This window comes from Sneathiella sp. HT1-7, from assembly GCF_020731145.1.
GTDB lineage: Bacteria > Pseudomonadota > Alphaproteobacteria > Sneathiellales > Sneathiellaceae > Sneathiella.
In genome coordinates this window covers 37,643-62,854 of the sequence record NZ_JAJFZN010000003.1, presented here as the reverse complement: position 1 = coordinate 62,854, position 25,212 = coordinate 37,643, and the positions used below count along the sequence as shown (strand labels likewise).

At 49.1% G+C, this 25,212-nt stretch carries 18 protein-coding genes; 1 reads left to right on the top strand and 17 read right to left on the bottom strand.

Annotation, left to right across the window (positions count from 1 at the left end; genetic code table 11):
• Positions 1 to 93: 93 nt before the first annotated feature.
• The 5 genes from LKE13_RS10075 to LKE13_RS10055 all read right to left on the bottom strand — a co-directional run bounded on the left by LKE13_RS10075 (position 94) and on the right by LKE13_RS10055 (position 7,088).
• A complete protein-coding gene (locus LKE13_RS10075) occupies positions 94 to 1,620 on the bottom strand; it encodes a sugar ABC transporter ATP-binding protein (protein WP_227950875.1) in 1,527 nt (508 codons plus the stop codon).
• Positions 1,620 to 2,732, bottom strand: a complete 1,113-nt coding sequence (locus LKE13_RS10070) for an SMP-30/gluconolactonase/LRE family protein (RefSeq protein WP_227950872.1) — start codon at positions 2,730 to 2,732, stop codon at positions 1,620 to 1,622. The genes LKE13_RS10075 and LKE13_RS10070 overlap by 1 nt, the downstream gene beginning before the upstream one ends.
• The gene (locus tag LKE13_RS10065) at positions 2,732 to 4,855 is read right to left on the bottom strand and encodes an ABC transporter permease (protein WP_227950870.1); all 2,124 of its coding nucleotides are present in this window, start codon (positions 4,853 to 4,855) and stop codon (positions 2,732 to 2,734) included. The genes LKE13_RS10070 and LKE13_RS10065 overlap by 1 nt, the downstream gene beginning before the upstream one ends.
• 83 nt (positions 4,856 to 4,938) lie before the next feature.
• On the bottom strand, positions 4,939 to 5,970 hold the full coding sequence (locus LKE13_RS10060) for a sugar ABC transporter substrate-binding protein (protein ID WP_227950868.1): 1,032 nt from the start codon (positions 5,968 to 5,970) through the stop codon (positions 4,939 to 4,941).
• A gap of 77 nt (positions 5,971 to 6,047) precedes the next feature.
• A complete protein-coding gene (locus tag LKE13_RS10055; RefSeq protein WP_227950866.1) occupies positions 6,048 to 7,088 on the bottom strand; it encodes an ABC transporter permease in 1,041 nt (346 codons plus the stop codon).
• A gap of 387 nt (positions 7,089 to 7,475) precedes the next feature.
• On the opposite strand from LKE13_RS10055, the gene LKE13_RS18895 reads away from it, so the two are divergent.
• Positions 7,476 to 7,565, top strand: a complete 90-nt coding sequence (locus LKE13_RS18895; RefSeq protein WP_227950864.1) for a hypothetical protein — start codon at positions 7,476 to 7,478, stop codon at positions 7,563 to 7,565.
• 74 nt (positions 7,566 to 7,639) lie between these two features.
• Here LKE13_RS18895 and LKE13_RS10045 read toward each other — a convergent pair whose 3' ends face one another.
• From LKE13_RS10045 to LKE13_RS09990, 12 genes are all read right to left on the bottom strand, one after another.
• The gene (locus LKE13_RS10045) at positions 7,640 to 9,691 is read right to left on the bottom strand and encodes a hydantoinase/oxoprolinase family protein (protein WP_227950862.1); all 2,052 of its coding nucleotides are present in this window, start codon (positions 9,689 to 9,691) and stop codon (positions 7,640 to 7,642) included.
• A gap of 7 nt (positions 9,692 to 9,698) precedes the next feature.
• Complete coding sequence (locus LKE13_RS10040; RefSeq protein WP_227950859.1) at positions 9,699 to 11,414, bottom strand: hydantoinase B/oxoprolinase family protein; 1,716 nt, start codon at positions 11,412 to 11,414, stop codon at positions 9,699 to 9,701.
• Positions 11,415 to 11,491: 77 nt separating this feature from the next.
• Complete coding sequence (locus LKE13_RS10035; RefSeq protein ID WP_227950857.1) at positions 11,492 to 12,487, bottom strand: ABC transporter permease; 996 nt, start codon at positions 12,485 to 12,487, stop codon at positions 11,492 to 11,494.
• Positions 12,480 to 13,502 (bottom strand): ABC transporter permease, encoded by a 1,023-nt coding sequence (locus LKE13_RS10030; protein WP_227950854.1) that lies wholly within the window; start codon positions 13,500 to 13,502, stop codon positions 12,480 to 12,482. Before LKE13_RS10030 ends, LKE13_RS10035 begins: the two co-directional genes overlap by 8 nt.
• Before the next feature lie 3 nt (positions 13,503 to 13,505).
• A complete protein-coding gene (locus tag LKE13_RS10025) occupies positions 13,506 to 15,095 on the bottom strand; it encodes a sugar ABC transporter ATP-binding protein (RefSeq protein WP_227950852.1) in 1,590 nt (529 codons plus the stop codon).
• A 30-nt stretch (positions 15,096 to 15,125) separates the two neighbouring features.
• Positions 15,126 to 16,193, bottom strand: a complete 1,068-nt coding sequence (gene torT, locus LKE13_RS10020; RefSeq protein WP_227950850.1) for a TMAO reductase system periplasmic protein TorT — start codon at positions 16,191 to 16,193, stop codon at positions 15,126 to 15,128.
• A 326-nt stretch (positions 16,194 to 16,519) separates the two neighbouring features.
• A complete protein-coding gene (locus LKE13_RS10015) occupies positions 16,520 to 17,893 on the bottom strand; it encodes an aspartate aminotransferase family protein (protein WP_227950848.1) in 1,374 nt (457 codons plus the stop codon).
• A 96-nt stretch (positions 17,894 to 17,989) separates the two neighbouring features.
• Positions 17,990 to 20,074 (bottom strand): hydantoinase/oxoprolinase family protein, encoded by a 2,085-nt coding sequence (locus LKE13_RS10010; protein WP_227950845.1) that lies wholly within the window; start codon positions 20,072 to 20,074, stop codon positions 17,990 to 17,992.
• A gap of 32 nt (positions 20,075 to 20,106) precedes the next feature.
• Complete coding sequence (locus LKE13_RS10005; protein WP_227950843.1) at positions 20,107 to 21,885, bottom strand: hydantoinase B/oxoprolinase family protein; 1,779 nt, start codon at positions 21,883 to 21,885, stop codon at positions 20,107 to 20,109.
• Between the two features lie 56 nt (positions 21,886 to 21,941).
• Positions 21,942 to 22,916, bottom strand: coding sequence for a biotin-dependent carboxyltransferase family protein (locus LKE13_RS10000; RefSeq protein WP_227950841.1), 975 nt, complete (start codon positions 22,914 to 22,916; stop codon positions 21,942 to 21,944).
• Positions 22,906 to 23,781, bottom strand: coding sequence for a 5-oxoprolinase subunit B family protein (locus LKE13_RS09995; RefSeq protein ID WP_227950838.1), 876 nt, complete (start codon positions 23,779 to 23,781; stop codon positions 22,906 to 22,908). The genes LKE13_RS10000 and LKE13_RS09995 overlap by 11 nt, the downstream gene beginning before the upstream one ends.
• A 25-nt stretch (positions 23,782 to 23,806) precedes the next feature.
• Complete coding sequence (locus LKE13_RS09990) at positions 23,807 to 25,174, bottom strand: acetyl-CoA carboxylase biotin carboxylase subunit (protein WP_227950836.1); 1,368 nt, start codon at positions 25,172 to 25,174, stop codon at positions 23,807 to 23,809.
• Positions 25,175 to 25,212: the final 38 nt, after the last annotated feature.

The window sequence follows — 25,212 nt, the reverse complement described above, 5'->3', positions numbered from 1 at the left end:
ACAATGCCCCTCGCCCGCCGCTTCGTCGCAGCAAGCAGAGCATCGAGCCAGTAACAGTGGGACTTGTGGACGAATAATAATTGAAGAACTATTTTAATGCACCGCCGCATACATAATTTTTTCTTCTGTTACATCTGTTGAGTTAAATTCTTCAACGATGCGTCCCTGCCGCGCTACAAGCACACGATCCGCTAATGCCATCACTTCTGGCAGATACGAGGAAATCACAAGTACCGTAACGCCTTCCGCCGCCAGATCGCGAATGATCTGATGAATTTCAGGAATGGATCCCACGTCAACCCCGCGGGTTGGCTCGTCAAAAATCACGAGTTTTGGCCTCTGCACGACGGATTTTGCGACAACAACTTTTTGCTGGTTGCCCCCTGATAGTTCATTGACCCGGGTTTCTCCGGATGGCGCCCGGACGGCCATCTTCTTGACCATTTCAGGGCCAAGCGTATTGCGCTGCTTTTTTGATACCAGAAAAGAACTGCCTAGTTTGCTGGCGAGCCAGGACAAATAAATGTTGTCGTTAATGGACATCGTTTCCAGAAAACCTTCAACTTTCCTGTCTTCGGTAATATAGACAATACCATCATCGACGGCTTGTTTGGGAACGCGGTATCGAACGGCTTTGCCGTCAAGAAAAATACGCCCTCCATGAAAAAGGTTTCGCTTATAAGCTCCGACAATAATTTTGGCAATTTCCGTCCTGCCGGATCCAACCAAACCGGCTAACACGGCGATCTCTCCTTCATACGCTGAGAAAGACATGTTCTTGACCATATTACCCATGGTTACATTTTCAACGGTCAGCATTTTTTTCTTTTTCTTGGCCACCCCTGAAGTCGTACCGCTTGATCCTTCGTGATGGTAGATCGTCTGCTCCTCGCTCCGGCCGACCATATGCCTGACAAGGTCATCACGCGACATATTGCCAGTTTCATCGGTGACGATATGCTTGCCATCGCGGAGTACGGTGATCCGATCGGAGATTTCGAGAGATTCTTCCAATGCATGCGAAACATAGATAATCGCAACACCGCGGGCTTTCAGGTCACGGACAAGATCAAAAAAATGTTGTTTTTCTTCCGGTGTCAGTGTGGCCGTTGGCTCATCAAATATGATGACCTTGGCGTCATGATAAACGGCGCGCGCAATTTCAACCATTTGTCGTTGCGCGGCACCAAGCATAGACACTGACAGCGTTGGATCGACATGAAAGTTCAAGGTTTGTAGCATGACCTGACCTTCAATATAGAGGCCACGCATGCGTGTCAGGAATTGCTCCTTACCCAATCTCAAATTCTGCGCAACAGACATTGACGGCACCAGGCTGGTTTCCTGATACACCATGGCAATCCCGACATCGAGAGCTTCACCCGGATCGGCGAAACTCCGCTCTTCACCGTTGATATAAATCGAGCCCGATGTCAACTTGATGGTACCTGCCATGGACTTGCACAAGGTCGATTTTCCTGCCCCGTTTTCTCCCGCCAAAGCATGTATCTCACCCGGATACAAGTCGAAGCTAACATTCTCAATAGCGTGAACGCCACCGTATATTTTCGTCGCTCCCTTTATCTCAATAATTGGTTTAGGCGTAGTGTTTTCGTTCATTATTGACCGCCTTGTTCAATGCAAATTACCATCTCACTACCCTTTGCCGCCGCCACAGCTTTACCAGACCAAGACGCCAGCCCTGTTACTCCGTGAACCTTTCCGTCAGCCCGGCTGTGCATACTGCCGACTATCTCAAAATCCTCATCAAGTCGCACAACCAGCCCGTACGACCGTGGGGGCGCCCAAGGCTTGATAATGCCCAGCACGCGAAATCCACCCCCTTGAAGAGGTTCCAGAAAATGCCTCTCTGGCTCTAGTTTCGGACGAACCCAGTATTCAGGATCAATGGTTTCCATCATTTCCTGCCGATAGTCATCCTCTTCCAGAACGAATTCCAGCATCTCGGTTCGCATGCCGAACAACGCCAGCCAAAAACCACCATTTTCTCGGGCGCAGATACGACCGGGATACCCTGGAAGATTGGGAATGAGCACCTCTCGCTTGAAAGTGACTTTTGGGTCTGATGACATGCGGAAAAGCGAATGTGACCAGCTTTCACAAACGACAAGTTTCTGTCCATCTTCTTCAACCAGTATGCCATTGGGATAGGCTAGGTTATCGGCAAGAACCTCGGAAGTGCCTTGCTCAGGATGCCAGCGTAGAACCCTGCCTGAACGGTTTTTTTCCATTAAGTCATGAACCCAATCGGATGCGCTATGCTGCGATGACCCTTGGCAAATATATAGATGGCCGTCATCGGATTCGGTAACAGCTGTAGGGCAAACAATTGGTACGCCGTCAACTGAGTCAAGCCGCGCACCCTCCATGGGGCCGCCTTTGATCTGGACTCCCGTTCCATCAAGGCAGACAGCAATTCCACCATTGCTCAAACAGGTAATCGCTCCAACAGCGCTGTCAAATATCGCAAATTCGACAAGTCCCGTGTCCGTCGTGTGTCGAAAGACGCTGTTTTGACTGGAAATGTAAAGAGCGCCATCATTTCCGAAGGTCACATCATCCGGTTTTATGATCTCACCTTCGCCCAAAATGACCTCGCAATCATCCAGTCTGTTATTCGGCCGCAAAGGCCCATCCATTGACGGAATAGCATGAGTTTCGCGATCAGGAGAGACAATATCCCTAATCATTTCCATCCATCTGGCCGCCATTATTTCGGTCCCCAGTAATTTTCCGGGCCGGTCCAATTCGGATCTGCATCCGGTAGATCGATAACCCCGATCCGGTTATTCATCAACCCACCCAAATACAATTTCCCTCGATGTTCCCGCATAGAGGTTATGGCAGGATGACTCTCACCGCCTTTGTCCCAATAGGTTTCCAACACTTCACCGTCCCCTGAGAACTTGATAACACAACCGTTATTGATATTTGAATATATCCACTCGTCAGGTGGCACGCGCTTGACCATACGCGTTCTGAACCCTGGCTTCTTCATAGCCAGATCAAAGGCCGGCGTACGCATGCCGGTTAAAGCGAGCCAGTAATTCCCGTCCGATGCCCGATTAATATTATCCGGATTTCCCGGCAGGTTTTCTATCGCGACTTCCAGTTTGCCTTTGTTCGGCCCGGCAATCCAGTATTGCATAATATTACATGCCCAGGTTTGCGCGAAAAACAGAGATTGGCCATCGTGAGCGATACAAACGCCATTCGGAAAGACGAGATCACGCAAAATCGTACGTGTTTGCTTTTTTGCCGGGTCATAGCAGACCAGCCGCCCGTTACCGCGACCTTCCAGACCGTCCATTGCCCAGCTGTGCATCTCGTAGCGTATGGTCGCTTCACTGAAATAGATTTTACCATCCGGGGCGATATCAAGGTCATCTGCAAGCCTGAGGCGACTGTCATCATTAATTTTCCATGGTGTCCGATTGGTTTCATCTGTGATTTTGTAAACTTCACCATCGGGATGAACACCATAAACACCCATTCCACCAATGCAGATAATCAGGTTATCTTCGGCATCGAAAGCCATTCCCAACGGCCTCCCGCCAATCCGGGCGAAGACTTCCTGATGTTCATGATTGTCGCCGCTAAAACGGACAATCCAGCCCTCCCGCGTGCCTGCATATAGCCTGTTTTGTCGATCAAGAATAACATCCTCCGGACCGTCAATTGTACCCAGGCCAATCGCACGAGCGTTATTGAGCTTACTGTTTTGCTCAAACACCGTGTGCGAATTAATACGCGCATCCGGCCGCTCCCCTAAGTCCAGAAATGCGGGCACTACATAGATCTTTGAAATGGCCTTGTTCTTGTTCTTCAACCATTTCACGTCGATGCCCACGGCGATTAACATAATCATGCCCTGCATCACCAATGTGGGGCCACCAGTAACGCCGAGACGGACCAGCCCGTTAATCAGCACCAGAATTGTTGTAGCTCCGATCAGGGCACGCCCGACAGAGCCTTTCCCGCCGGCAAGACTTACACCACCAAGGACTGCCGCTGTTAAAGCCATGACCTCCAGGCCATCGCCGGTGTTAGATGAAGAACTGTTCAGCCGAGTAGCGTAAACCAAACCCGCAGTAGCACTCAAAATACCAGATAAAACATAGGTGCAAAAAATCGTAAAATCGATCCGTATACCGGCATGACGGGCGGCTTTACGGTTCGATCCGATCGCAGCCACATGCCAGCCCGGCCGAGACCGACTGAGAAGAATATGGGCAATTACTGCCACGATAATCAGAATAATAATATTCGCCGGAATTCCGAACAGGGTGCCATCGCCAATGAAGTCCCAGACTTCGCTTTCCTGATAGCCCGTTGCAATCTCCACCGCGTAAATCGGCGTTATCAGATCGAAGGTCGCCCTGAAGAGCAACAAAGTAACAAGGGTCGTAAGAAAGGCTCCCAGTTTCAAGTAACCAATGAGCACGCCATTGATCGCCCCCATCAGAGCGCCCGTTAAAATTACTAAGGGGATTACGCCCCAGACCGGAATTTCAAACACATTAAACAGGACCAGCGCAACGAAATCAGCGAGTGCGAACATTGCCCCGACACTCAGATCAATGCCGCCAACCATCAAAACCAGTGTCATCGCCAACACGACAAAACCGAATTCAGCAAACTGGCTGAAAGTATCAGATAGGTTGGAGAAAGAGAGGTACCCGGGTATCGCAACGGCGCAGAATATTAACACCATGCACATCATCAAAAACGGAATGATAGATTCCATCCATCGCTTGGCAAGAAGTTCAGCGACCGCACGCTGAAAAGACCATTTATACCGGACTTTCTGGATAGTTTCAGTGATAGATGACATGGAGGGGCTCACTCAGATTCGGGGAAAGACATTATGTGTGGACGACGTACATCAACATCGCCCACTCTTTTTTTCCAGACCAACTACTTGGCTATCAAATCGTGACAGTCTGTTGCCTTAACCGTTTTTGAATCCTGAATCATGATCGGTGAATAGAGTGCAAATGGCTTCTCCCCGGGTTCCAGGCCCGTCTGGGCAATAGCCTGAATGGCATTGACCACATCACGACCTTGCAAGATAGAGTCATAACTGAAGTGCTTGTGTAGTACTCCGGATTCCAGCGCGTCACATACCGGACGAGAATTACTACCGCTTCCGTAGACAAGCACCTGGTCACTAAGGCCGGCCTCTTTCACCGCCTGCCCGGAACCAAGCATCATAATTCCCCAAACGCCCGCAGTGGCGCAAAGATCGGGGTTTTGCTGCAATACGGCTGCTGTAATATCATGGGCTTTCGTGGCATCCCACTGAGCGGCCTGATCATTGACGATTGAGATAGCAGAATCTTCGCCCAATGCCTTTTTGAGTCCGGCGACAAACCAGACATTCGCCGCAGCTGTCAATTCACCTTGTACAATAGCGACTTTGCCGCTCTTTCCGCTACCGGTGCCGCATTCCTTGACAATATCCTGTCCGATTTCTTCCCCATGGCTCACCCAGTCAACGCCAACAAACCCGCTGGAGCGATAATTGGAAGCCATATTCAGCTGAATAACATGTGTTCCGTTTTCTTCTGCCTTTTTCAGCAGCTTGGCCAGCACCTGGACATCAGGATTTTGGACCACAAGATAATCAACTTTATCGGAAATCAAAGCCGAGATAGCCTGCGTCATAGCATCGACTTTCCACGCTGGATCCTTAACCACGAACTTCATGCCCGCAGCTTCAGCTGACGTCTGAATGCCATACATCCAATAGTCAGACAGCGGCAGGCCCAAGGAAATTGGCACATAGGCTACCGTCTTACCTTCAACCGCAGTAACATAATCACTACGCACCATACGTTCCGTTTTACCGCTGATTTTGCCGGCGGCCATTGTTGTAGATGCGACTGTAATCGCGACGCCCGCTATCATGAGCGTGCTGGCGATTTTCTTGATTGTTGCCTTTACCATTTTCGTAAGCCTCCCTTACATTGATATTTTATTCTTCTCTCAGAACGCGACCTCATCCGAACTATGTGACCTAGTCGCTAGTGGTCTCCCTGCTTATCTGTTTCTTCGTCTTTTGGATGTAATCTGCGATCCACGATAATTGCCGCCAGCAAAACCACCGCCTTTGCAATATTCTGGACATCCGAATTGATATTCAAAATTGTCATGCCGTTGAGTAGAATACCGATCAGTATGGCACCAACGACAACACTGACTATTCCTCCCCGGCCACCGCTCAGGCTTACTCCACCCAGCACCACGACGAGCAGCACATCGAAAATCAGTGTCGAATTTACGATTTCCGTGTTCATCGACGCGACAGTTGCGGCGGTCGTAATACCCGCAATAAACGCAGCAGCGGCGCTTATCATGTAAGTTAAAATTATGAGCGGCCGCACTGATATCCCAATTAGTCTCGCGGCTAGAATGTTATCGCCCAGACCGTAAATATGTCGCCCGATCGTTGTGCGCCGTAAAAACACATGAATAACGCCCGCAACAACAAGGAAAATCAGAACCGGCATCGGCAATCCAAAGACGATCCCTTGCCCCAGAAACAGAAAATCCGCAGCCTCTTTCGGTGGATAAGCATGAACGCCACTTAAGAGCACCCATCTGCCAACTCCAAAACAGACTAACCCGGTTGCAAGGGTCGCAAATAGCGGTGGAATTTCTATAAACGCTACAATCCAGCCATTCAGAATTCCCACTACAAGCGCAAAACCAAGGCCCAGGAACATGATCGTCACAAGACTCATGTCACTCGACATCAAGGTCAGGACCCAGGCTGAAGAAATGGCCATCACCGAGACTTGAGATAAATCAAGACCACGCCCGATTACGACGACCGCCATTCCTGTACTGAGAATTCCTAAAACCGCAATACTGCGCAGCATGGTCACCAAGTTCCCGAAAGAAGCGAAACCCGTGAGCGTCACCGCGAAGAAAAGAAAACAAACAAGGGCCGTCGCCAAGACGATCAGTTCCTGACTTGGTTTTTTTAGCCATCCCTTTTTTGCATAAGAGTTCTGATTTAAAGACGCATTTTCAGCAGTCTCAGCAAGATCTTGCCTGCTCATGCGACGCTCGCGGATAGATAGTTCCAGGCTAATGTCAAATTTTCTCTCCCCCGAGCATTGACGATTATTACTGTTTTTACGCCTTCCTCATTACTCTAATCCAAAATCCTCTAAATTAGCAAATTAGAAATCTTTGTTTTTTTAAATTCAACCATTGAGAGTTGAATTATCAAAAGACATCTTGATGAACTAATTTGACGCCCAATTTGAAGGGGCATCCCCTAGTCGTTCTCGCACTGGACATTAATAGAGATATTTTGGGCAGAGTTCAGAAGCGGTGAGAACAATGATCAAGCGATGAACTGATCAATGTTTTTTTCAGCGGGCGTTATATGTATGATCACAGAAATGATAAAACCATGACAGTCGAAGACGATAAATGTCGTAATGGTTCTCAGGGGACATCATCCTGTTGGTACGCGGCACATCTATAGTTTATACTACTTAAGCGTTATCGCCGACCCAAAGAGTGAATAGCTCTTCAACAATAGTCCCGCGCATGAATAGATTGTAAAATAGTCTTGCGAAGGTTCGCTCGGCTCGGCGTTGAATTACTCCAACTCAGTGATTACCAGCAAACCGGTAGATGTCATTTCAACGACTTGACCCGGTAGCACCAAGCAAGTTGTCGTAGGCTCTTCAATTATCAAAGGTCCCTCAAGCTGGCAGCCTGAGAAAAGCAATTCACGATCATAAACGGGGCATTCTACCCAGCCGTAATCTGGACCAAAAAAGACATCCCTCACGCCTTTCTTTGAATGGATAACCGATTGTTTTTCTTTCGGTATTTCACTTAGTGCGATGATATCGCTCTTATACTCAGCTTGCAGATGCAGATTAGTGATTTCGACCGGGCTTTCCGGCAACTGAAACGTATAGGCGGTTTCATGGGTCGCATGAAATGTGTCTAAAAAGCTCGCCACCGTATCATTGAGTTGAAAAGCGGCAGAAACGGAATGCTCCTGTCCTTGATAGCGCGCCTCAACGGAAAAATGAAGATGCAATTCCGCAGCTTCACTCACATTAAAATGTTGTTCTGCCTGAGCGATCAATTGTTGGAATTCCGAACGGACCTTTTCCAATCCCTCATTATCCATTTCACAGAACAAAGTCCTCCGCAAATCAGTCCGCGGCAAGGCCGCGAGCATCCCCCACGCGGAAAACACACCCGGATATACCGGAATTACCGTTGATTTTACGTTTAGCTCCCGCCCTAATTTAGTGGCCAACATGGGCCCCGCACCGCCCGTCACGACCAAGGATAAATCCCTGGGATCATGCCCACGCTGAACTGTTACAAGCTTCAAGGCATTTATCATATTAGCTTCAGCGATACGAATAACCGCGCTTGCGGCCTCTTCAACTGAGCATTTTAATGCAAGAGCAATTGGTTCAAATGCAGTACGCGCACTTGCTATGTCTAGGACCATTTGGCCATTGGCGAAATTCTCAGGATCAAGAATTCCAATAACCAACTTGGCATCAGTTACAGTTGGCAAAGTGCCGCCTCGCCCGTAGCAAACCGGTCCCGGCGTTGATCCCGCACTATCCGGACCAACATGTATATGACCCGCGTCATCTATCGACGCAATAGAACCGCCGCCTGCGCCGATCTCAACGATATCAACGACCGAGACTTGAACCGTATAGCCTGGCGAAAAGCGGCTCCATTCAAGTTTATACTCAGGAACTATTTGCGGACGTCCGTTCCGGATTAAAGAACACTTAGCCGTGGTCCCCCCGACATCAAGCAACAAAACATCCGGTGCATCAATCGCTTGGCCAATTCTCACAGCCCCGGCAATTGCTCCCGATGGCCCCGATTCAACAAGCGTGAGTGGCTGCAACCTGACATCATTAAATGTCGCCACCCCACCGTTAGACTGCATCGCATATAGCGGGCAATCGATCCCGATTTCTGTCAGTTTGCTCTCAAGGTTCCTGAAATACCTATCTATTACAGGTTGAACATACGCATTCAAAACTGCCGTACTCGTTCGCTCATATTCACGCCATTGTTGTGAAATCTGACTACTTGTAGAGACCATGACGCCCGGCAAAAGCGAGCGCAACAAGTCGGCACACCGCACTTCATGCCGATCATCGATATAGCTATGTAGAAATACAACCGCGATAGCCTCAATACCTGCGTCTCGACAGATATCAGCAACTTCGGCCACTTCGGCTTCAACTAACGGCGTGACAATATTGCCTTGCCCATCAAGACGCTCAGTTATTTCAAGGCGATAACGACGCGGAATATAAGGCGGCGGCGTTCTCGCCTTTAGATTATACAGATCGGGTCGATTACCGCGCCCAATCTCCAAAACGTCCCGAAAGCCGCGCGTCGTAACAAGCGCCGTTTTCACGCCTTTCCACTCAGTAATAGCGTTAATAACTGTGGTGCCGCCATGAACAAAAAAGTCAACAGCCGCTAGGTCAAGATTGCTCGTTTCGCATGCATCAGAAATGGTGTTAAGAACACCAGTGGATTGATCATCTGTCGTGGTTAGCGTTTTTGTAAACGTGATTTTTCCCGTTTCCTCATCATAAGCGATCAGGTCAGTGAATGTGCCGCCTACGTCTGTTGCCAATCTCACCATAAGCCTGTCACTCCTCACCCATCTTGAGGGCGGTCTGACTCAGACCATATGTCTCGAAAGCTTCTTCTGGCGTCATAAATCCATCAGCGATATCCGTCTGAATATCGGTAATAGAGCGGTCTTCTGAAGCCCCCCAACCGCCACCGCCACCGGTGACAACCTTTACATGGTCACCCTCCTGAAGTTGCCAGTTCGGATGATGATGGACACGAGAAGGAGTACTATCTGCGGCCGTCTGAACCTCAACGAAATTACAACTTCCTACAGCGCCGCCCTCCATACCCCAAGGTGGTGTACTGTTGCGACTGATGCCGCAAAAGAAAGACGCCTCGTCAGTGCGCATTTCATATTCGCGTATCAAACCGTAGCCACCACGATGGCGTCCTGCGCCGACACCCCCTTCAATATTGAACCCGTAGCGACGCACAAGAACCGGCAATTTCGCCTCCAGCAACTCTACAGAATGGTTATAGGTATCGCCATCAGTCAAAGCAATGAGCGCATTAGCGCCGTCACGATCAGAGGTCGCCCCCCAGCCACCGTGCTGCGGCTCGATATGAACGAACAGGTCTCCATTTTCCTTTTTACCGGTTAGATAGAGTACGGTTAAACTAGTATAGGATCCGGCCGAGAATTGTTCCGGCTTCAATGGAGCCAAGGCACGCCACACAAGCTCTGATGCATGAACGGACCCTTCATAGTACCAGCCTGTCGGTGCTGGCTTGGCCGCGCTAAAAACCGTGCCTTCCGGAACGATAACATCCAATGGCGCAAACCAGCCCTCATTAGATGGCGCACTTGGATCAACAAGCGCCTTAAAGACAGTCTTCACAGCCGATTCCAGCGCGCCACGTGTACAATTGACTGGCCCCGCTGTTGTTGGGGAACAGCCCGTAAAATCAGCTGTCATATGATCGCCCGCGATGGTGATCCGCACACATACCGGAATGGGATCGTCCGTCACCCCGTCACCATCGATTGTATCTTGGGCTTCATAGACGCCGTCCGGAAGCTCTGCGATCACTCGACGGCTACTCTGAGAGCTGCTCTCATTAATCTCAGAGAACGCTGCACTGACTGTCTCAAAACCATATTTCTGAGTGGCGTCACGAAGATTTCGCTCCGCAATTCGGACGGTTGCGATTTGAGCCCGGAGGTCGCCCATTGCCAATTCAGGCATACGCACATTCTCTTCAATCAGACGAACCAGGTCATCATTGAGTTTATCTTCACGGGCGATACGGATTCCGGGAAGTCGCAATCCTTCCTGAAAAAGAGAGGTCGCATCAACAGGCAAGCTGCCCGGCACAGTACCGCCGATGTCCAACCAATGCGCAACAGTAATCGCATAGGCTAACAATTGTTCTTCAAAAAATATGGGCCGAATAATGGCGACATCATTTGGGTGGGTTCCGCCCGCAAACGGGTCATTCGTCACAAAGATATCTCCGGTCGCCATGTCATCCTTGTAGCGTGCCGCCAAAGCTCTCACTTGATAAGAAAAAGTACCCGTGAATAAGGTGATACCGTTTGATTGTGCAATCAGGTCGCCGTTTGGCGCACAAATACCACACGCGAAATCAAGAACCTCGTATACGATTGGGCTCATGCTGGTCTTTGTCATGATGATGCCCATTTCATCGACGGTCGCCAGCAGTTTCCCGGTCAGAATTTCGACTGTTACCGGATCAACCTTCTTAATTGGCTCTGGGCTATTAGACATCAGTTTCCAGTGTTAATCCGCCCAGAATAATCTATCGCGGTATCTCAGAAGCGAAATTTACTCTAAATCGGCTTGTGTTATTTGGTTCGTATACGATCAACAAAGACGGCCGCAATTACGACACACCCCAGAACAATCATCTGAACATTGCCATCAATGCGCGTCAGGTTCATTCCATTTGACAGAACAGTAACAAACACGGCACCCAATAAGACCGCCGGGATACCCCCAACACCACCACGCAGGCTTACCCCGCCAATCACGGCGGCGGCGATACTCTCCAGTGCAATGCTGCCACCTAAGTTCGGTTCACCCGAACCTGTACGCGCCGTCAACAGAATGGCTCCGATTGCCGCCAAGACAGAACAAATAATATATGCATATGTCAGGTACAGGCGGCTCGGCATGCCGGCAACCTTAGCGGCCCTTGGATTACTGCCCAAAATGTAGAAACCCCGCCCGAACACGGTCCGAGTTAAAATCAAATGGATGATCACGAGCAGAACTGCGGCAATAATAATTGGCGCAGGTATGCCCAAAAATTCTCCACTATAAACCATATTACTGAATTCGCGTGGCACCCCAAAGACCGGCCGGCCACCGGATATCGTTGACGCAATCCCGTAACAGATATTCAACGAACCAAGTGTTACAATAAAGGGATTTACGCGCAGAACAGAAACGCAGAACCCGTTAAACGCACCGACTAGGACACCAAAGGCAATTCCGGCGGATACAGAGAGAACAATAGCCAGCGTCAAGGATTCAGGGTCGGACTTAACAATACCCGTCATAACCAACGCGACCAGCACACTGACGGACGATACGCACATGCCAAGCGACAAATCGAATCCACGGGTCAGGATCACCACCATTTGTGCGGCGGCAAAAATGACCAGATAACTGGCTTGCGTGGTAATATTCAGAAGATTTGCTTCAGACAGGATGCGCGGCTCGACAGCGGCAAAACCAAGCCCCATCAAGACAAGACAAATTGGCATCAGCCAACGCATGATTAGTGGCATAATGCGAGAAAGCTGCCCTTTTTGTGCGGAAACCGATGCGTCACTCACGAATTTTCCTCCGGTTACCATATTCTTCAAGTGCAACAGCAAAAATCACGATAACGCCAAGCACGATCGTCTGAATTTTACTGTCAATCCGCACTAAATTCATGGAATTTGTTACAATCGACAAGAACAAAGCGCCCAATGTCACCAGCTCGACCCGGCCAATACCGCCCCGCAAGCTGACACCGGCAATGACCGCCGCCGCAATAGATTGCAGCATCATAATATCACCGCCAAGCGTCGCCTGGCCCGAGCCAACACGAGCGGTCAGAAGAACGCCAGTAATCGCAGCCAGCGCGCCGCACATCGTATAGGCTGTGATCAAATAGCGTTTCGTCGATACACCGGATACCTGCGATGCCTGCAAATTTCCGCCAATGGCATAGATGTATCTCCCAAGAACCGTAAATCGCTGAATAATCCAAACGATTATAACAAGGGTCAAAGCGACGTAGACTGTGGTTGGTAAACCAAGCCAAAGAGCACGGCCAAAACCGTTTACAAAAACTTTCGGCATTCCATAAACAGGAATGCCGTTAGTTAGCAGCAAGGCAACACCAGAGGCAATTGAGAGCGTTCCCAAGGTGACCATAAATGGAGACACCCGAAGGTATGCAACGCACAGACCATTCACTAACCCTACAACTACGCCGCACCCAATCCCAGCCGCGACGCCAATGAAAATCACCAAACCGACGTCATCCGGCATGATACCGAGCATATTCGCCATTACCGTGGCCATGACAGTACTAGATAATGCGACAACCGCTCCGACGGATAAATCAAAGCCACCGACAATCAGAACCAACATTTGCCCCGCGGCCAGGATCGCCAGAAACGAAGTTTCCCTGAGCACATTGAGGATATTGAATATCCCCAGGAACCGAGGTTCGAAGATTGACAAAGCGGCGACAATGATCACCAGCAGAATAGGCAATAATCCCATCGTTGAAATGACCCTGACAAGATGGTTCACTTCTTTTTGGGGCAGATGACCTGAAGCTATGTTATTGCTCACCAACTAGGCTCCTGCTTTTGAATTTGCTTCTTCATCTTGGAAGAAACAGGATAAGACAGCTTGCTCGGTCATATCATCACCGGTCAATTCAGCGACCAACTTCGCACGATGCATGACGTAAAGCCGATTTGAAAGGTTCAAAACTTCTGGCAACTCTGACGAAACGAGAATAATTGCTGCACCGTTGTCGACTAATTCTTTCATGAGATCATAGACCTCGACCTTGGCGCCAACGTCAATCCCGACCGTCGGTTCATCAAACAAAAATATATCGGTTTCCCGGGTTAATCCGCGCGCCAACATGACTTTCTGTCGGTTACCACCGGATAGATTGCCTACTGCACGCTCAATATTGGGTGGCCGCAATTTTAATCGATCAACAATGCCCTGAATGAGCTTTCGCTCGTTCAGTTTTTTCAATACTCGCATCCATGAGAAATCCGTCAAATTGAGTGCGGCCATAGACGCATTTTCGCGAATGGGACGTTCCAGGGCCAAGCCTTCGGCAACCCGATCAGAAGGAAAATAACAGACACCTTTACTTAAACTGATATCCGGGCGCGGGTGCGAGATTTGTTCGCCTTTAACAATGATCTCTCCCTCTTCTAATGCCTCCAGCCCAAATACGGCCCGCACGAGTTCTGATTTGCCGCAACCAACAAGTCCTGCAATACCTGTAATCTCGCCAGCGCGAGCATAGATACTCACATTCTCAACCACGTGATTGGCGAGTGTAAGATTATTAATCTCAAGCAGTTTTTCTGCCGGCTTATGGTCAATTTTTGGAAACAGGACATCAATTTTGCGCCCTGTCATCAATTCCACGAGCTCATTTTCACCGACATCGGCGGCATTGCATGTTTCAATTTTGAGACCATCACGCAATACAGTAATTCTATCACCGATTTCTTTTATTTCGCGCATGCGGTGGGAGACATAAATAATGCCCACACCGTCGGCTTTTAATCGGCCAATCAGTTCGAACAGCTTATAGGTTTCGTTCTCGGTCAGGGATGCAGTGGGCTCGTCCAAAATCAGCAACCTAACATCGGCGAGCAGGGCTTTGGCAATCTCAACCATTTGCTGGTGCGCTCGTGACAATGACGACACGCGTTTTTTGGGATCTAAATCGAAGCCCAACATCTCAATGACTTTAGCGGCACGGGCACTCATCGCCTTTTTGCGAAGGAACCCGGTCGTAGATGTTTCTCGTCCCAAAAAGAGGTTCTCTTCAACCGTCAAATTCGGGATAAGTGAAAACTCCTGAAAAACAGGGCTAATTCCCATGACACGCGCTCGGTGGGGTGTCAGATGAGAAATGTCTTTCCCATCATAGCGAAATGTCCCTTTATCCGGCGGGAATGTTCCCGCGATAACATTTATAAGTGTTGATTTTCCTGCGCCGTTCTCGCCAAAAAGTATATGCACCTCACCACGACGAAGATCGAAATCTACGTTATCCAACGCGAGAACACCGGGAAACTGTTTAGAGATGCCACGCATCTCAAGGATACTTGAAGAAGGAACCTCCTCCCCAGTGTTAGCTGGGGAGGAAATCACTGCATCAAGAACTTGATCTGAATCTTTATACATAGGTTATGATTCTCTCAAGCTATTCGTTGCTTATTCTGCGGTCACAGAATATTCCGGCTTCCATGTCGCTGGCGCGAGTACCAGATCCATGTTGATTTTGTCCGCATTCGCTTTAGCAATCATATCGGGGATTGGCTTCAGGAATGTTTTCAATTCTTTACCTTCAAGAGCGCGGATTGCCATATCGACAGCAATCATGCCTTCAAGTACCGGATATTGCGTCGCAAATCCAAGAATTTCACCACTGTTCATGGCATCGAGCATTGCCTGATTTTCATATGAAGACATGATCATCATGTCATCGCTACGACCGATCTCGGCAACAGCGCCAATCGCGGCTTCAGCAGTCGGAGCTGAACCCCAGATAACATTCATGTCCGGATAAGCCTGCAGAGCGTCCTGGATCAGCTTGAGCTGAACACCAACGCCTGTATCACCAAACATTTCAGTTTCGATTTTCACGTTGCTGCCATCAAGAGCGCGCTGGAAGCCTTCATAGAATGCTTCTGCCCAACCAGATCCTGCAGGACCAGGGAATGCGACAGCGTTTGCCGGCTTACCCTTAAGGTGATCGAGTAGATATGCGCCAGTTTGTTCGCCCATGGTGTCAAACTCAACAAACATTTTTGCTGTTGTTTTTGCTTCTTTAACGGGGTTCACCGTCGCGATAAGCGGCTTGCCAGCAGCAATGCTTTCTTCGAACTTCTTGGCCAGTCCCGCTTCGGAAATCGGACCAACAATGATTGCATCGGCGTCAGAGGCCATGCAGTCATCGATTTGAGACAGCTGACGCGGGAGGTTCTCGTAACCACCAGCTTCAAGCAATGTCATATTGACGCCTTGGCGCTTGGCTTCAGTCACGATGCCGTAGGCAACAGCAACCCAGAAGCTATCTTTCATATGCGGGAAGGAAACGCAAAGGTTCCAAGGCTTGGATGCTTTTTCTAACGGAGAATATGTGGTTTCCACATTCTTGCCCGAGCTCGCATCATAGACCTTTACCGGCCACCAATCATCGGCTGCCTGTGCACTTGCAGCTGTGAGTGCAAATGCACCCAGAGCAGCTGCTACTAACGATGTTTTAAGACTTAATTTCATTATTTTCGCCTCCATGTATTAGCCTTGTTGTGAACGTCGGAAAATGAAATCTAACTTATAGAATTATGACGATTTCATTCAGACTTAATCAGATGATTTACTTGCCGACGTTATTTAACTGTCACCTTCGCTCCTACGCATTTACTTTAAGTGCCGCAGGTATCTTACGAGGAAGTTAGCGAAGCTCCCTCGTTGAAACTAAAGATCATCTTAGCGCTTCTGCTATCATTGTAAAATCTGAAAATCAAAACACTGACATCACTTTTTTCAATATTAAACAATGCTTTTTCACCAAAAAAAACACCTTTAGATAGTAAATATTACTGTTATCCCAGAATTTCTTTCGCCTCATCCAGTCCTCGCGTAATTCGATCGAACATCTCGTCGATTTCTTTCTCTGTAATTATAAGCGGAGGGCAAATACCAACGCCGTCACCAGGCATCGGCCGAAGTATAAGATTGTGTCCCAAGATTTTTTCAACAGCTAAGGGCGCCGCTTTTGCGCTGGCGGGATATTGCTCTTTGGTGGCTTTATCAGCCACCAGTTCCAGGCCACCAATCAGTCCGACACCGCGCGCCTCACCAACCAGCGGGTGTTCGCCCAAGGCCTTAAGTCTCTTTTGAAAATGTGGTGCGACACGTTGAACATGGCCTATGATATCGTCATCCTCATATATCTTTAGTGTTTCCAGCGCCACAGCCGCTGCAACAGGGTGTCCACCATAGGTGTTTCCCGTTCCAAAAGTCCCCAATTTGGTACTGTGTTCGACGAATGCGCTATATATCGCGTCCGTAATCAAAACGGCACCAATTGGCAAGTAAGACGAGGAAAGCTGCTTGGCGCATGTCAGGATATCAGGCTTGATTCCATAGGTATCTGATCCCCACATTTCTCCAGTTCGACCAAAACCGCAGATCACTTCATCTGCAATCATCAGCACGTCATGCTTTTTCAGAACCTTCTGTATTTTTTCGAAATAGGTTTTGGGCGGCGTCATAACACCACCCGCGCCCATGACCGGTTCCGCGATGAAAGCAGCAACCGTTTCCGGACCTTCATCCTGTATTTGCTGATCGAGATTTTCTGCCAGCCGTGTGGCAAAGTCCTCTTCTGACTCGCCATCTTCTCCATACCGATAATAGCATGGTGTGTCAGTATGGCGGATGCCTTGGATTGCGGGCAGATCCCATCCATCCTGCACATACGGCAGAGCCGTCAACGAGCCAGCCGCCACCGTTACGCCATGGTATGCGCGTTTGCGAGAAATGATCTTTTTCTTCTCCGGTTTGCCGATGGCATTATGATAATACCATACCATCTTGATGGCCGTATCGACAGCTTCAGAGCCAGAATTGACCAGATAAACCTTACTCAGGTCACCCGGGGCCAATTCAATCAACTTTTCAGATAGGTCGATAACCGGCACTGTCGCCCGGTGCGAAAACGAATGCGAAAATGGCAGGACGTCCAGTTGACCCTTAATCGCATCAACGAGCCGTTTTTCACTAAAGCCAAGGCCCGTACACCAAAGCCCCGCAAGACCTTCGATATATTTATTATCTTGGTCATCATAAATGTAAATGCCTTCGCCTCTCGTTATAACAAGAGGTCCTTTTTCCTGATGAACGGCCAAGTTGGTGTATGGATGTAACGAATAAGCCAGATCGCGACCGGCAAGAGAATTTGGTGCATAGTTCATAAGTGTATCTCCGTGATCAAATATCCCGTGGACTGATCGCTTACTTCATTTCGATCACTAAACAAGGACATCGAGTTATATTAAAGTTCGTGTCGATTACTTCTTTTGTTTGTGCTTCAGCACGTAAGAACCAGACTTATCAAGTTTCGCTGACCAACCTGGCTGAACAACAATTGAAGTCGTTGTTTCTTCAATGATAGCAGGCCCCTCAATCTGAGCGCCGGCACCAAGCTTATCACCATCATAAATAGGTGTTTTGGTCCCCTTGCCTTTCGCAGAAAAGATCGCTTTACGATGGCCTTTAAGGGCTTTTTCCAACTTGAGACCCTTGCCGAGTTTAAGCGGGTTTGGCTTTTCTATCCGGCCATAAAGCGTGCATTCAACATTCACTATTTCGACAAAATTATGCGGTTCTGAGTAGGTGTAAAGTTCCTCATGGCGCTTATGGAACGCCATTTTCACATCCTCGATAGACTTATCATCAATTTCAAAATTGCCGATTTCAACTGTACACTCGTGCACCTGACCAACATATCGCATTTCAATACTGCGTTTGACATCAATCTGTGACTTCTTGAAACCATCCGCGATGAGATGCTTCGTTCCTTTCGCCTCAAGTTCCTTGAATACCTTGTTAATACGCTTATTCGGCGCGCTACCTTCGAGCCGAACAGGACAAGTCGCCATATAGTTATACTTAACATCCGAAATAATCTGACCAAATGCGCAAAGGCCAGAGGCCAGCTTATTCAGAATGACAGTTTTGACACCCATTTCAGAGGCAAGCGCTGTGATATGTGCGGCGGTCGCACCACCTGCCCCCACAAAAACAAAATCACGCGGATCATAACCACGTTCAACAGAGACGCGGCGAATACCGTTCACCATATTGTTATTCACGATAGTAAACATCCCAAAGGCCGCATGCTCCACCGAAATACCGAGTGGGTCCGCCAAATGGGTCTTAATCGCGTTATAAGCCTTATCCATATCAAGCGGCAGGCGCCCGCCAATCAATCCTTCCGGACTCAAATATCCAAGCACGAGATTTGCATCAGATACCGTGGGCAACTCACCGCCCTTACTATAACACGCAGGCCCAGGGTCTGCGCCCGAACTCTGCGGCCCCATTTGCATGAGGCCCATATCATCAATGTGACCAATCGATCCGCCGCCGGCGCCAAGCGTTTCCACCTGGATCATCGGCACACCAATTCTATAGCGTAAAAAGTCGATATCTTTGTTGAGGTTTGTAACCCCATCTTTGGTTAGCGTAATGTCGAATGACGTACCGCCCATATCAACGGTTATGACATTTTTGCTGTTGAAAGGTTCTGCCACATACAACCCAGCTTGGGGCGCAGAGGCCGGTCCAGAATTAATCGCGTAAACGGAGCGATCACCCATTACTTCGCCAATAGCAAGACCGCCGTTAGACTGGAAATAACGGACTGGATATTTGGCCCCGAGATCGGAGAAATATTTATCCACAGATTCCACATATTTACGCAAAATCGGAGCTAAATAAGCGTTCGTTATCGCCGTTGAAGTACGCGTATATTCCCGGACTTGCGGATACAAATCACTGCCAACTGTAATGATAACCCCGGGCAGCATTTCGCGCGCAATCTCGGCCGCACGGAGTTCATGTTCCGGATGCAACACAGACCATACAAAAGAAATGGCGACACTTTCGACACCCTCTTTCTTAAACAAACGGCATGCGGCTCTTATATCAGCCTCATTCAATGGTGTTTTAACTGAACCATCAGAGACAACCCGCTCCCGAACACCCTTACGAAGATAGCGCGGCACCAACATCGTTGCCGGAGGATATTCAGGGTCGTAGCGATATCCATCTTCTTTATGGCCTAATCGAATCTCAATCGAATCCTCATGGCCCGCAGTACAAATCAAACCGGTCTTCGCGCCTTTATGCTGAATGAGCGCATTTAGCCCGACAGTCGTACCATTAATGCACAAATCACAATTTGATATTATTTCTTCGATACTTTCACCGATATCTTCAGAAATAAGTTCAAGGCCTGTTTGGATTGCTTTCCTCGGATCGGACGGCGTGGACGGTGTTTTGTACAGTTTGATCTGACCGTTTTGTTCTGCCAAAACGAAATCTGTAAAGGTGCCGCCGGCATCAACGCCCAAGCGATATTTCATACGCATGATATTTTCTTCTCTTTAGTCTATCTAAATAACTAGGCCGCGATGGATTTAGCGCGTAACTTCTTAGTGGCATCTGCGTCCACTTCCAAAGTTTTCGTGCTCTTGATCACGACACCGTAGTCACTTGCCGCGCCCTTAATCGACACCAAACCATTCTTAACGTCATCAACGACTTTTGGAACCTCACGCTCGAACGGATTACCATAGCCTCCGCCCCCGGGATTCTTGTTGGTAACTGTGTCACCGGGCTGAATGTCTTCGATAACATTTTCACGTATTATCTTTACCTTGCCCTTACGCTTCACTTCGACGCGACCAACTTTGCTATCAATAAGCGTCGATTTCGCACCGGCAGCACCCATAGCAGGAATATGCCGCCCCTCACCAAAAGTTATAAAAGTCATTTCGCTATCTAACGGCTCAACTTCCCAAGCAGTCCCAGAGCCACCGCGGTACTTCCCTGCACCACCGGAGTCTTCCATCAACGAATATTTATGAATTATGATTGGGTAGGAGTATTCCAAAAGCTCGACATCCCCTGATGTCAACGCCCCGAAACAGCACTCTGGACCACACGCGTGCCAACCGTCCTGCTGCGGTGTCGCGCCGGCACCCGAAATCATGCTCGCCAACACCATGGTGACGTATTCTTCGTCATGTCGTTTATCCCACCCGGTAATATTCAAACCGTTTGAATGCCCCCAGGAGGCCGACACTTTCGACGGCATCGCCTGTTCAAATGCCAAGCGAACCGCGTCAGTCAATGTTTCCATTGGCGTGGTCGTGCAGTTCATATGAGGGGCCGGTTCCTTCGCATTACAAAGGGTGCCTTTTGGGCCCATATTGACGCTGATGCAACGATACAGCCCTTCGTTATAAGGGGGTGGAAGTTGCGCATACATCATCAGACCGAGATAAACGCCTGAGTAGGAGTTACCCTCATAGGAATTGATGAAATACGGGATCTGCGGCGGACTTGCGATTTCAATATGGCAAGTATCTTTCTTGATCGTTACGGTCGCCGTAATATCAAAGTCACCTAATCCGTGGCCAGCATCTTCAAGGACCGCCGTCCCGGTATACTTGCCATCCGGGACCGTCTTAATTAACGATCGCATATGTTGTTCTGCCATCGACAGAAGTTCATCGATACAGTCGTCAACGACATCCATGCCGTATTTATCGATCAAACCTAGAAGGTTCCGCTCACCTACCTGACAGGCGCCGATCAATGCATTGAAATCGCCTTCCTGATCGCGGCGCGCCCGCATGTTGGTCAAGATCATATTCAATACATCTTTGCGTGGCTTTCCTTTGTCCCAGATTTTTACTGGTGGAATCCGCAAGCATTCTTCATAGATTTCCTTAGCATTCGGGTTATAGCCCGCAGGCACTGGCCCGCCAATGTCCGTCAGATGCCCCTTGCAAACGGTCCAGTATCGGAGCTTGCCTTCAAAAAATACTGGCTTGTAAAAACAGACGTCGATCGCATGACTGCCGCCATAGGCTGGATCATTATGCAAGATAAGATCGCCTTCGTGGATATCGTCGCCAAAATAAGCGGCAACAACTTTCATCGCCGGGATCAGCGACCCTAGATGGATGGGAATGTCTTGCCCCTGCAAGATCATCTCGGGTTCACCATTAAATAGGGCCGTTGAGTAGTCATGCGCCAAGTTAAACACGCTGGAACGAGCGGTTTTCTCAAGTGATAACGTCATTTCACGTTGCGTGGTCTCAAGTACACCCCGAACAACAGATAAAGTGATCGGATCAACCTTGCGCTTATTTGCTGACTTCTTTGCCATCATAACCTCTTCTTTTAGAAATGTTATACATTGCCGCAACGGCCCTAATTCTTATTCTACTATGCTAATGATGCCCTTACTTTATCGAGCATTGCCTGCCGATCGTGGCGTGCCGCGAGCGCCTCTTCCATATCCACTTTGACGAAGCGGGTTTCAGAGTGCGGCTGCAGTTGGCCAATTAGATCCATATCTGCGGAAATCACGGTGCCAACCATGAAATACCCGCCGCCTGACACCGCATCACGATGCAGAACGATTGGTTCTGTACCGCCGGGCACCTGAATGGATCCATAAGGATAACAACCATCAACAATATTAGACGGATCGGAACCCGCGCCGAATGGGCGCTCACGTTCATTGAACTGAATGTGCTGACCCCCTTTGAAACGATACCCGATACGGTCCGCTTCTGGCGCCACTTTCCATGTATCGGAGAAGAAGTTAGTTCCCGATTCCTCGGTGATCCAATGCCAGTAGAGCCCCGGCAAAGCCCTCAACTCGGCAGGATTTCCTGGCAGACGACGAAGCTCTGGAACAACGGTCCTGCCACTCCCCGCCCCGAGGGTTTCAGACAATAACTTCAGTTCATCATCTTTACCGAGCGGGCGGCCTTCAAAACCGCCAAGGGCACCAAGGGCATATGTTGACCTGCTACCTAACACAACGGGAACATCGATACCGCCAGAAATAGCGATATATGCCCGTGCTCCAGACTTTAGATAATCAAATGACAAGACCTGACCCGCCTTTATTTCAAAAGACGACCAGGATTCCCGCGCTTCACCATCGACCTTTGGTGGCAAATCGCCACCTGTAACAGCAACGGTAGCGTCTGCCGTGAATTCCAGCTCTGGCCCCATGAAAACCGCTTCAAGAGCAGCCGCACCTTCCTCATTACCAACGAGCATATTGGCAACCCGGAGGGCAAAGCGATCCATGGCACCTGAAATCGGGATACCCAAATGATAATAACCGGGGCGTCCGAGATCCTGAACTGTGGTCGCAAGACCTGGAGAAATGACTTTAATCGCCATAGAGGACCTCCTCGAGCTTTTGGTTGTAGGCATCAATATCTTTATTAAAATCATCGAGAGAAAATGTGACTGTTTTCACTCGCGGCTGATAAGTACCAGCCTCTACTTCAGCGACAATTTTATCATGCGTTGTATGATCAATTGGCGCGAACTTGACGATGTCTCCGGGCTTAAAGAACACCATGAAGTCTTTAAGGTAGCTGATTTCTTGTTTGGGATCGTAAATCGGCATAGGCGTCACACCGAACATCTGATACCCGCCGGCCCCTCGCACCGAATAAATGCAAGAAAAACACCCACCGTACCCTACCGTCTGCTTTGGCGTATCGGTACGGGGCCTTAGATACTTCGGCACCTCAAGCTGGCGCGCGCGATCAACCATCTGATAAAGGAATGGCAATCCTGCCACGAAGCCGACCATTGAAACGAACCAAGGCGCGGAATGATGGGCCTTGATAAATTCATCTGCATTATCAAACCCGTTAATTTTCGCTGCATAATCAAGATCTGTCCCGTTAGGGTCCTGATGGCGTTCGCGAAAGCGCATTAATGTTTCATGCGTCCACGGATCTTTATAGAAGACCGGCACTTCGACAATGCGGGTTTCAATCGTATGATCGGCGTGTTCCGCTGTCGCTTCTATTTTCTTGAGTTCCGCCAACATCTCGTTGGGACTGATCACATCAGGATCAAACTTAATCTGGAAGGATGCATTTGCCGGACAAATTTCTGTAACACCCTTTATGCCCTTGTCACGAACACCATTCGTCATCGACAAGCTTTTAAAAAAGGCTTCGAGAGACATTTCCTCGTCTACTTCAACAAAGATGTGTTCATCGCCGCCGAAAGTGTACCTCGTTTTCATATATTACCCACCTTCCCAGTTATACCTACTCGCCCAACTTAGCCTTATTTTTCTCCAACCAACCCTCAAGCCATCGGGTGTCAAACCGCGCGTTACGAACATCTTCGTCCGCGGCCAAGGCAATAAATAATGATTTTGTCGTCTTCACGCCCTCGGTCTTGAGTTCATTCAGAGCGCGCTGCAAGCGAATAATTGCTCCATTTCTATCCTCATCCCAAACAATCAACTTACCCAGCAACGAGTCATAGAATGGTGGAATGGCATACCCTGCATACAGCATCGTATCAAAGCGAACACCCGGACCGCCGGGCGCGATAAGTTCACTGACGACGCCAGGAAACGGCATAAAGTCCTTCGCTGGATCTTCCGCATTAATACGCACTTCAATGGCATGACCGCGGGGAACAATGTCTTGCTGTGCATAGCGTAACGGCTCACCGCCCGCGATACGGATCATTTCCCGGACCAAATCAATACCGCAAATTAACTCAGATACAGGATGCTCGACCTGAATACGGGTATTCATTTCTATAAAATGAAAATCCTGCGTCATATCATCGTATAAAAATTCGACCGTGCCTGCGCCTTTGTAGTTTACCGAAACGGCCAGTGCGACAGCCGCCTGGCAAAGCTTATCCCGAACATTTGCGGGCAGCACCGCAGCCGGTGCCTCTTCCCACACCTTCTGGCGTCGACGCTGAAGCGAGCATTCACGCTCATAACAATGAATGACGTTCTCACCGTCACCGAGTACCTGCACTTCAATATGCCGTGCAGACTCTATAACTTTTTCAATGTAGAGGCCGCCGTCACCAAACGCAGCTTCTGCTTCTGCCTTTGCCTGAGGCGCCTGATGTTCAAATTCGGCCATATCGGCGACGATCCGAATTCCCCGGCCGCCGCCACCCGCCGCAGCCTTGATCATCACAGGAAAACCCGTTTTATCGGCAACTGCTCTGGCTTCTTCAATGTTTTCAATGCGGCCATCGCTACCCGGTACAGTCGGCACGCCAGCCTTCTCGGCGACTTGCCGCGCCGATACCTTATCACCCATCAATCGGATGGTGTCGCCGCTCGGCCCAACAAAGATCATTCCCGCAGCGACCACAGCATCTGCGAAATCTGCATTCTCTGAAAAGAATCCATAGCCTGGATGCACCGCATCGGCTTTGGTACTTTTCGCGGCTTCTATAATTGCGGAAACATTTAGATAAGATTTTGATGCCTGTGCGCCACCAATATTGACAGCTTCATCTGCTAACTTCACTGCGAGAGAGTTAGCATCGGCATCACTGAACACCTGAATAGTATGAATGCCCAATTCTTGCGCGGCACGGATTATCCGTACTGCAATTTCGCCGCGATTGGCGATTAATAGCCTACGAATAGTCATGATAAGTCCCTAGCATTCTAACATGATATATTTGACTT

Coding starts and splice junctions, on each gene's coding strand:
- LKE13_RS10075 (WP_227950875.1), bottom strand. CDS start 1,620: ATGAACGAAAACACTACGCCTAAACCAATTATTGAGATAAAGGGAGCG.
- LKE13_RS10070 (WP_227950872.1), bottom strand. CDS start 2,732: ATGGCGGCCAGATGGATGGAAATGATTAGGGATATTGTCTCTCCTGAT.
- LKE13_RS10065 (WP_227950870.1), bottom strand. CDS start 4,855: ATGTCATCTATCACTGAAACTATCCAGAAAGTCCGGTATAAATGGTCT.
- LKE13_RS10060 (WP_227950868.1), bottom strand. CDS start 5,970: ATGGTAAAGGCAACAATCAAGAAAATCGCCAGCACGCTCATGATAGCG.
- LKE13_RS10055 (WP_227950866.1), bottom strand. CDS start 7,088: ATGAGCAGGCAAGATCTTGCTGAGACTGCTGAAAATGCGTCTTTAAAT.
- LKE13_RS18895 (WP_227950864.1), top strand. CDS start 7,476: ATGGTTCTCAGGGGACATCATCCTGTTGGTACGCGGCACATCTATAGT.
- LKE13_RS10045 (WP_227950862.1), bottom strand. CDS start 9,691: ATGGTGAGATTGGCAACAGACGTAGGCGGCACATTCACTGACCTGATC.
- LKE13_RS10040 (WP_227950859.1), bottom strand. CDS start 11,414: ATGTCTAATAGCCCAGAGCCAATTAAGAAGGTTGATCCGGTAACAGTC.
- LKE13_RS10025 (WP_227950852.1), bottom strand. CDS start 15,095: ATGTATAAAGATTCAGATCAAGTTCTTGATGCAGTGATTTCCTCCCCA.
- torT (WP_227950850.1), bottom strand. CDS start 16,193: ATGAAATTAAGTCTTAAAACATCGTTAGTAGCAGCTGCTCTGGGTGCA.
- LKE13_RS10015 (WP_227950848.1), bottom strand. CDS start 17,893: ATGAACTATGCACCAAATTCTCTTGCCGGTCGCGATCTGGCTTATTCG.
- LKE13_RS10010 (WP_227950845.1), bottom strand. CDS start 20,074: ATGCGTATGAAATATCGCTTGGGCGTTGATGCCGGCGGCACCTTTACA.
- LKE13_RS10005 (WP_227950843.1), bottom strand. CDS start 21,885: ATGATGGCAAAGAAGTCAGCAAATAAGCGCAAGGTTGATCCGATCACT.
- LKE13_RS10000 (WP_227950841.1), bottom strand. CDS start 22,916: ATGGCGATTAAAGTCATTTCTCCAGGTCTTGCGACCACAGTTCAGGAT.
- LKE13_RS09995 (WP_227950838.1), bottom strand. CDS start 23,781: ATGAAAACGAGGTACACTTTCGGCGGCGATGAACACATCTTTGTTGAA.
- LKE13_RS09990 (WP_227950836.1), bottom strand. CDS start 25,174: ATGACTATTCGTAGGCTATTAATCGCCAATCGCGGCGAAATTGCAGTA.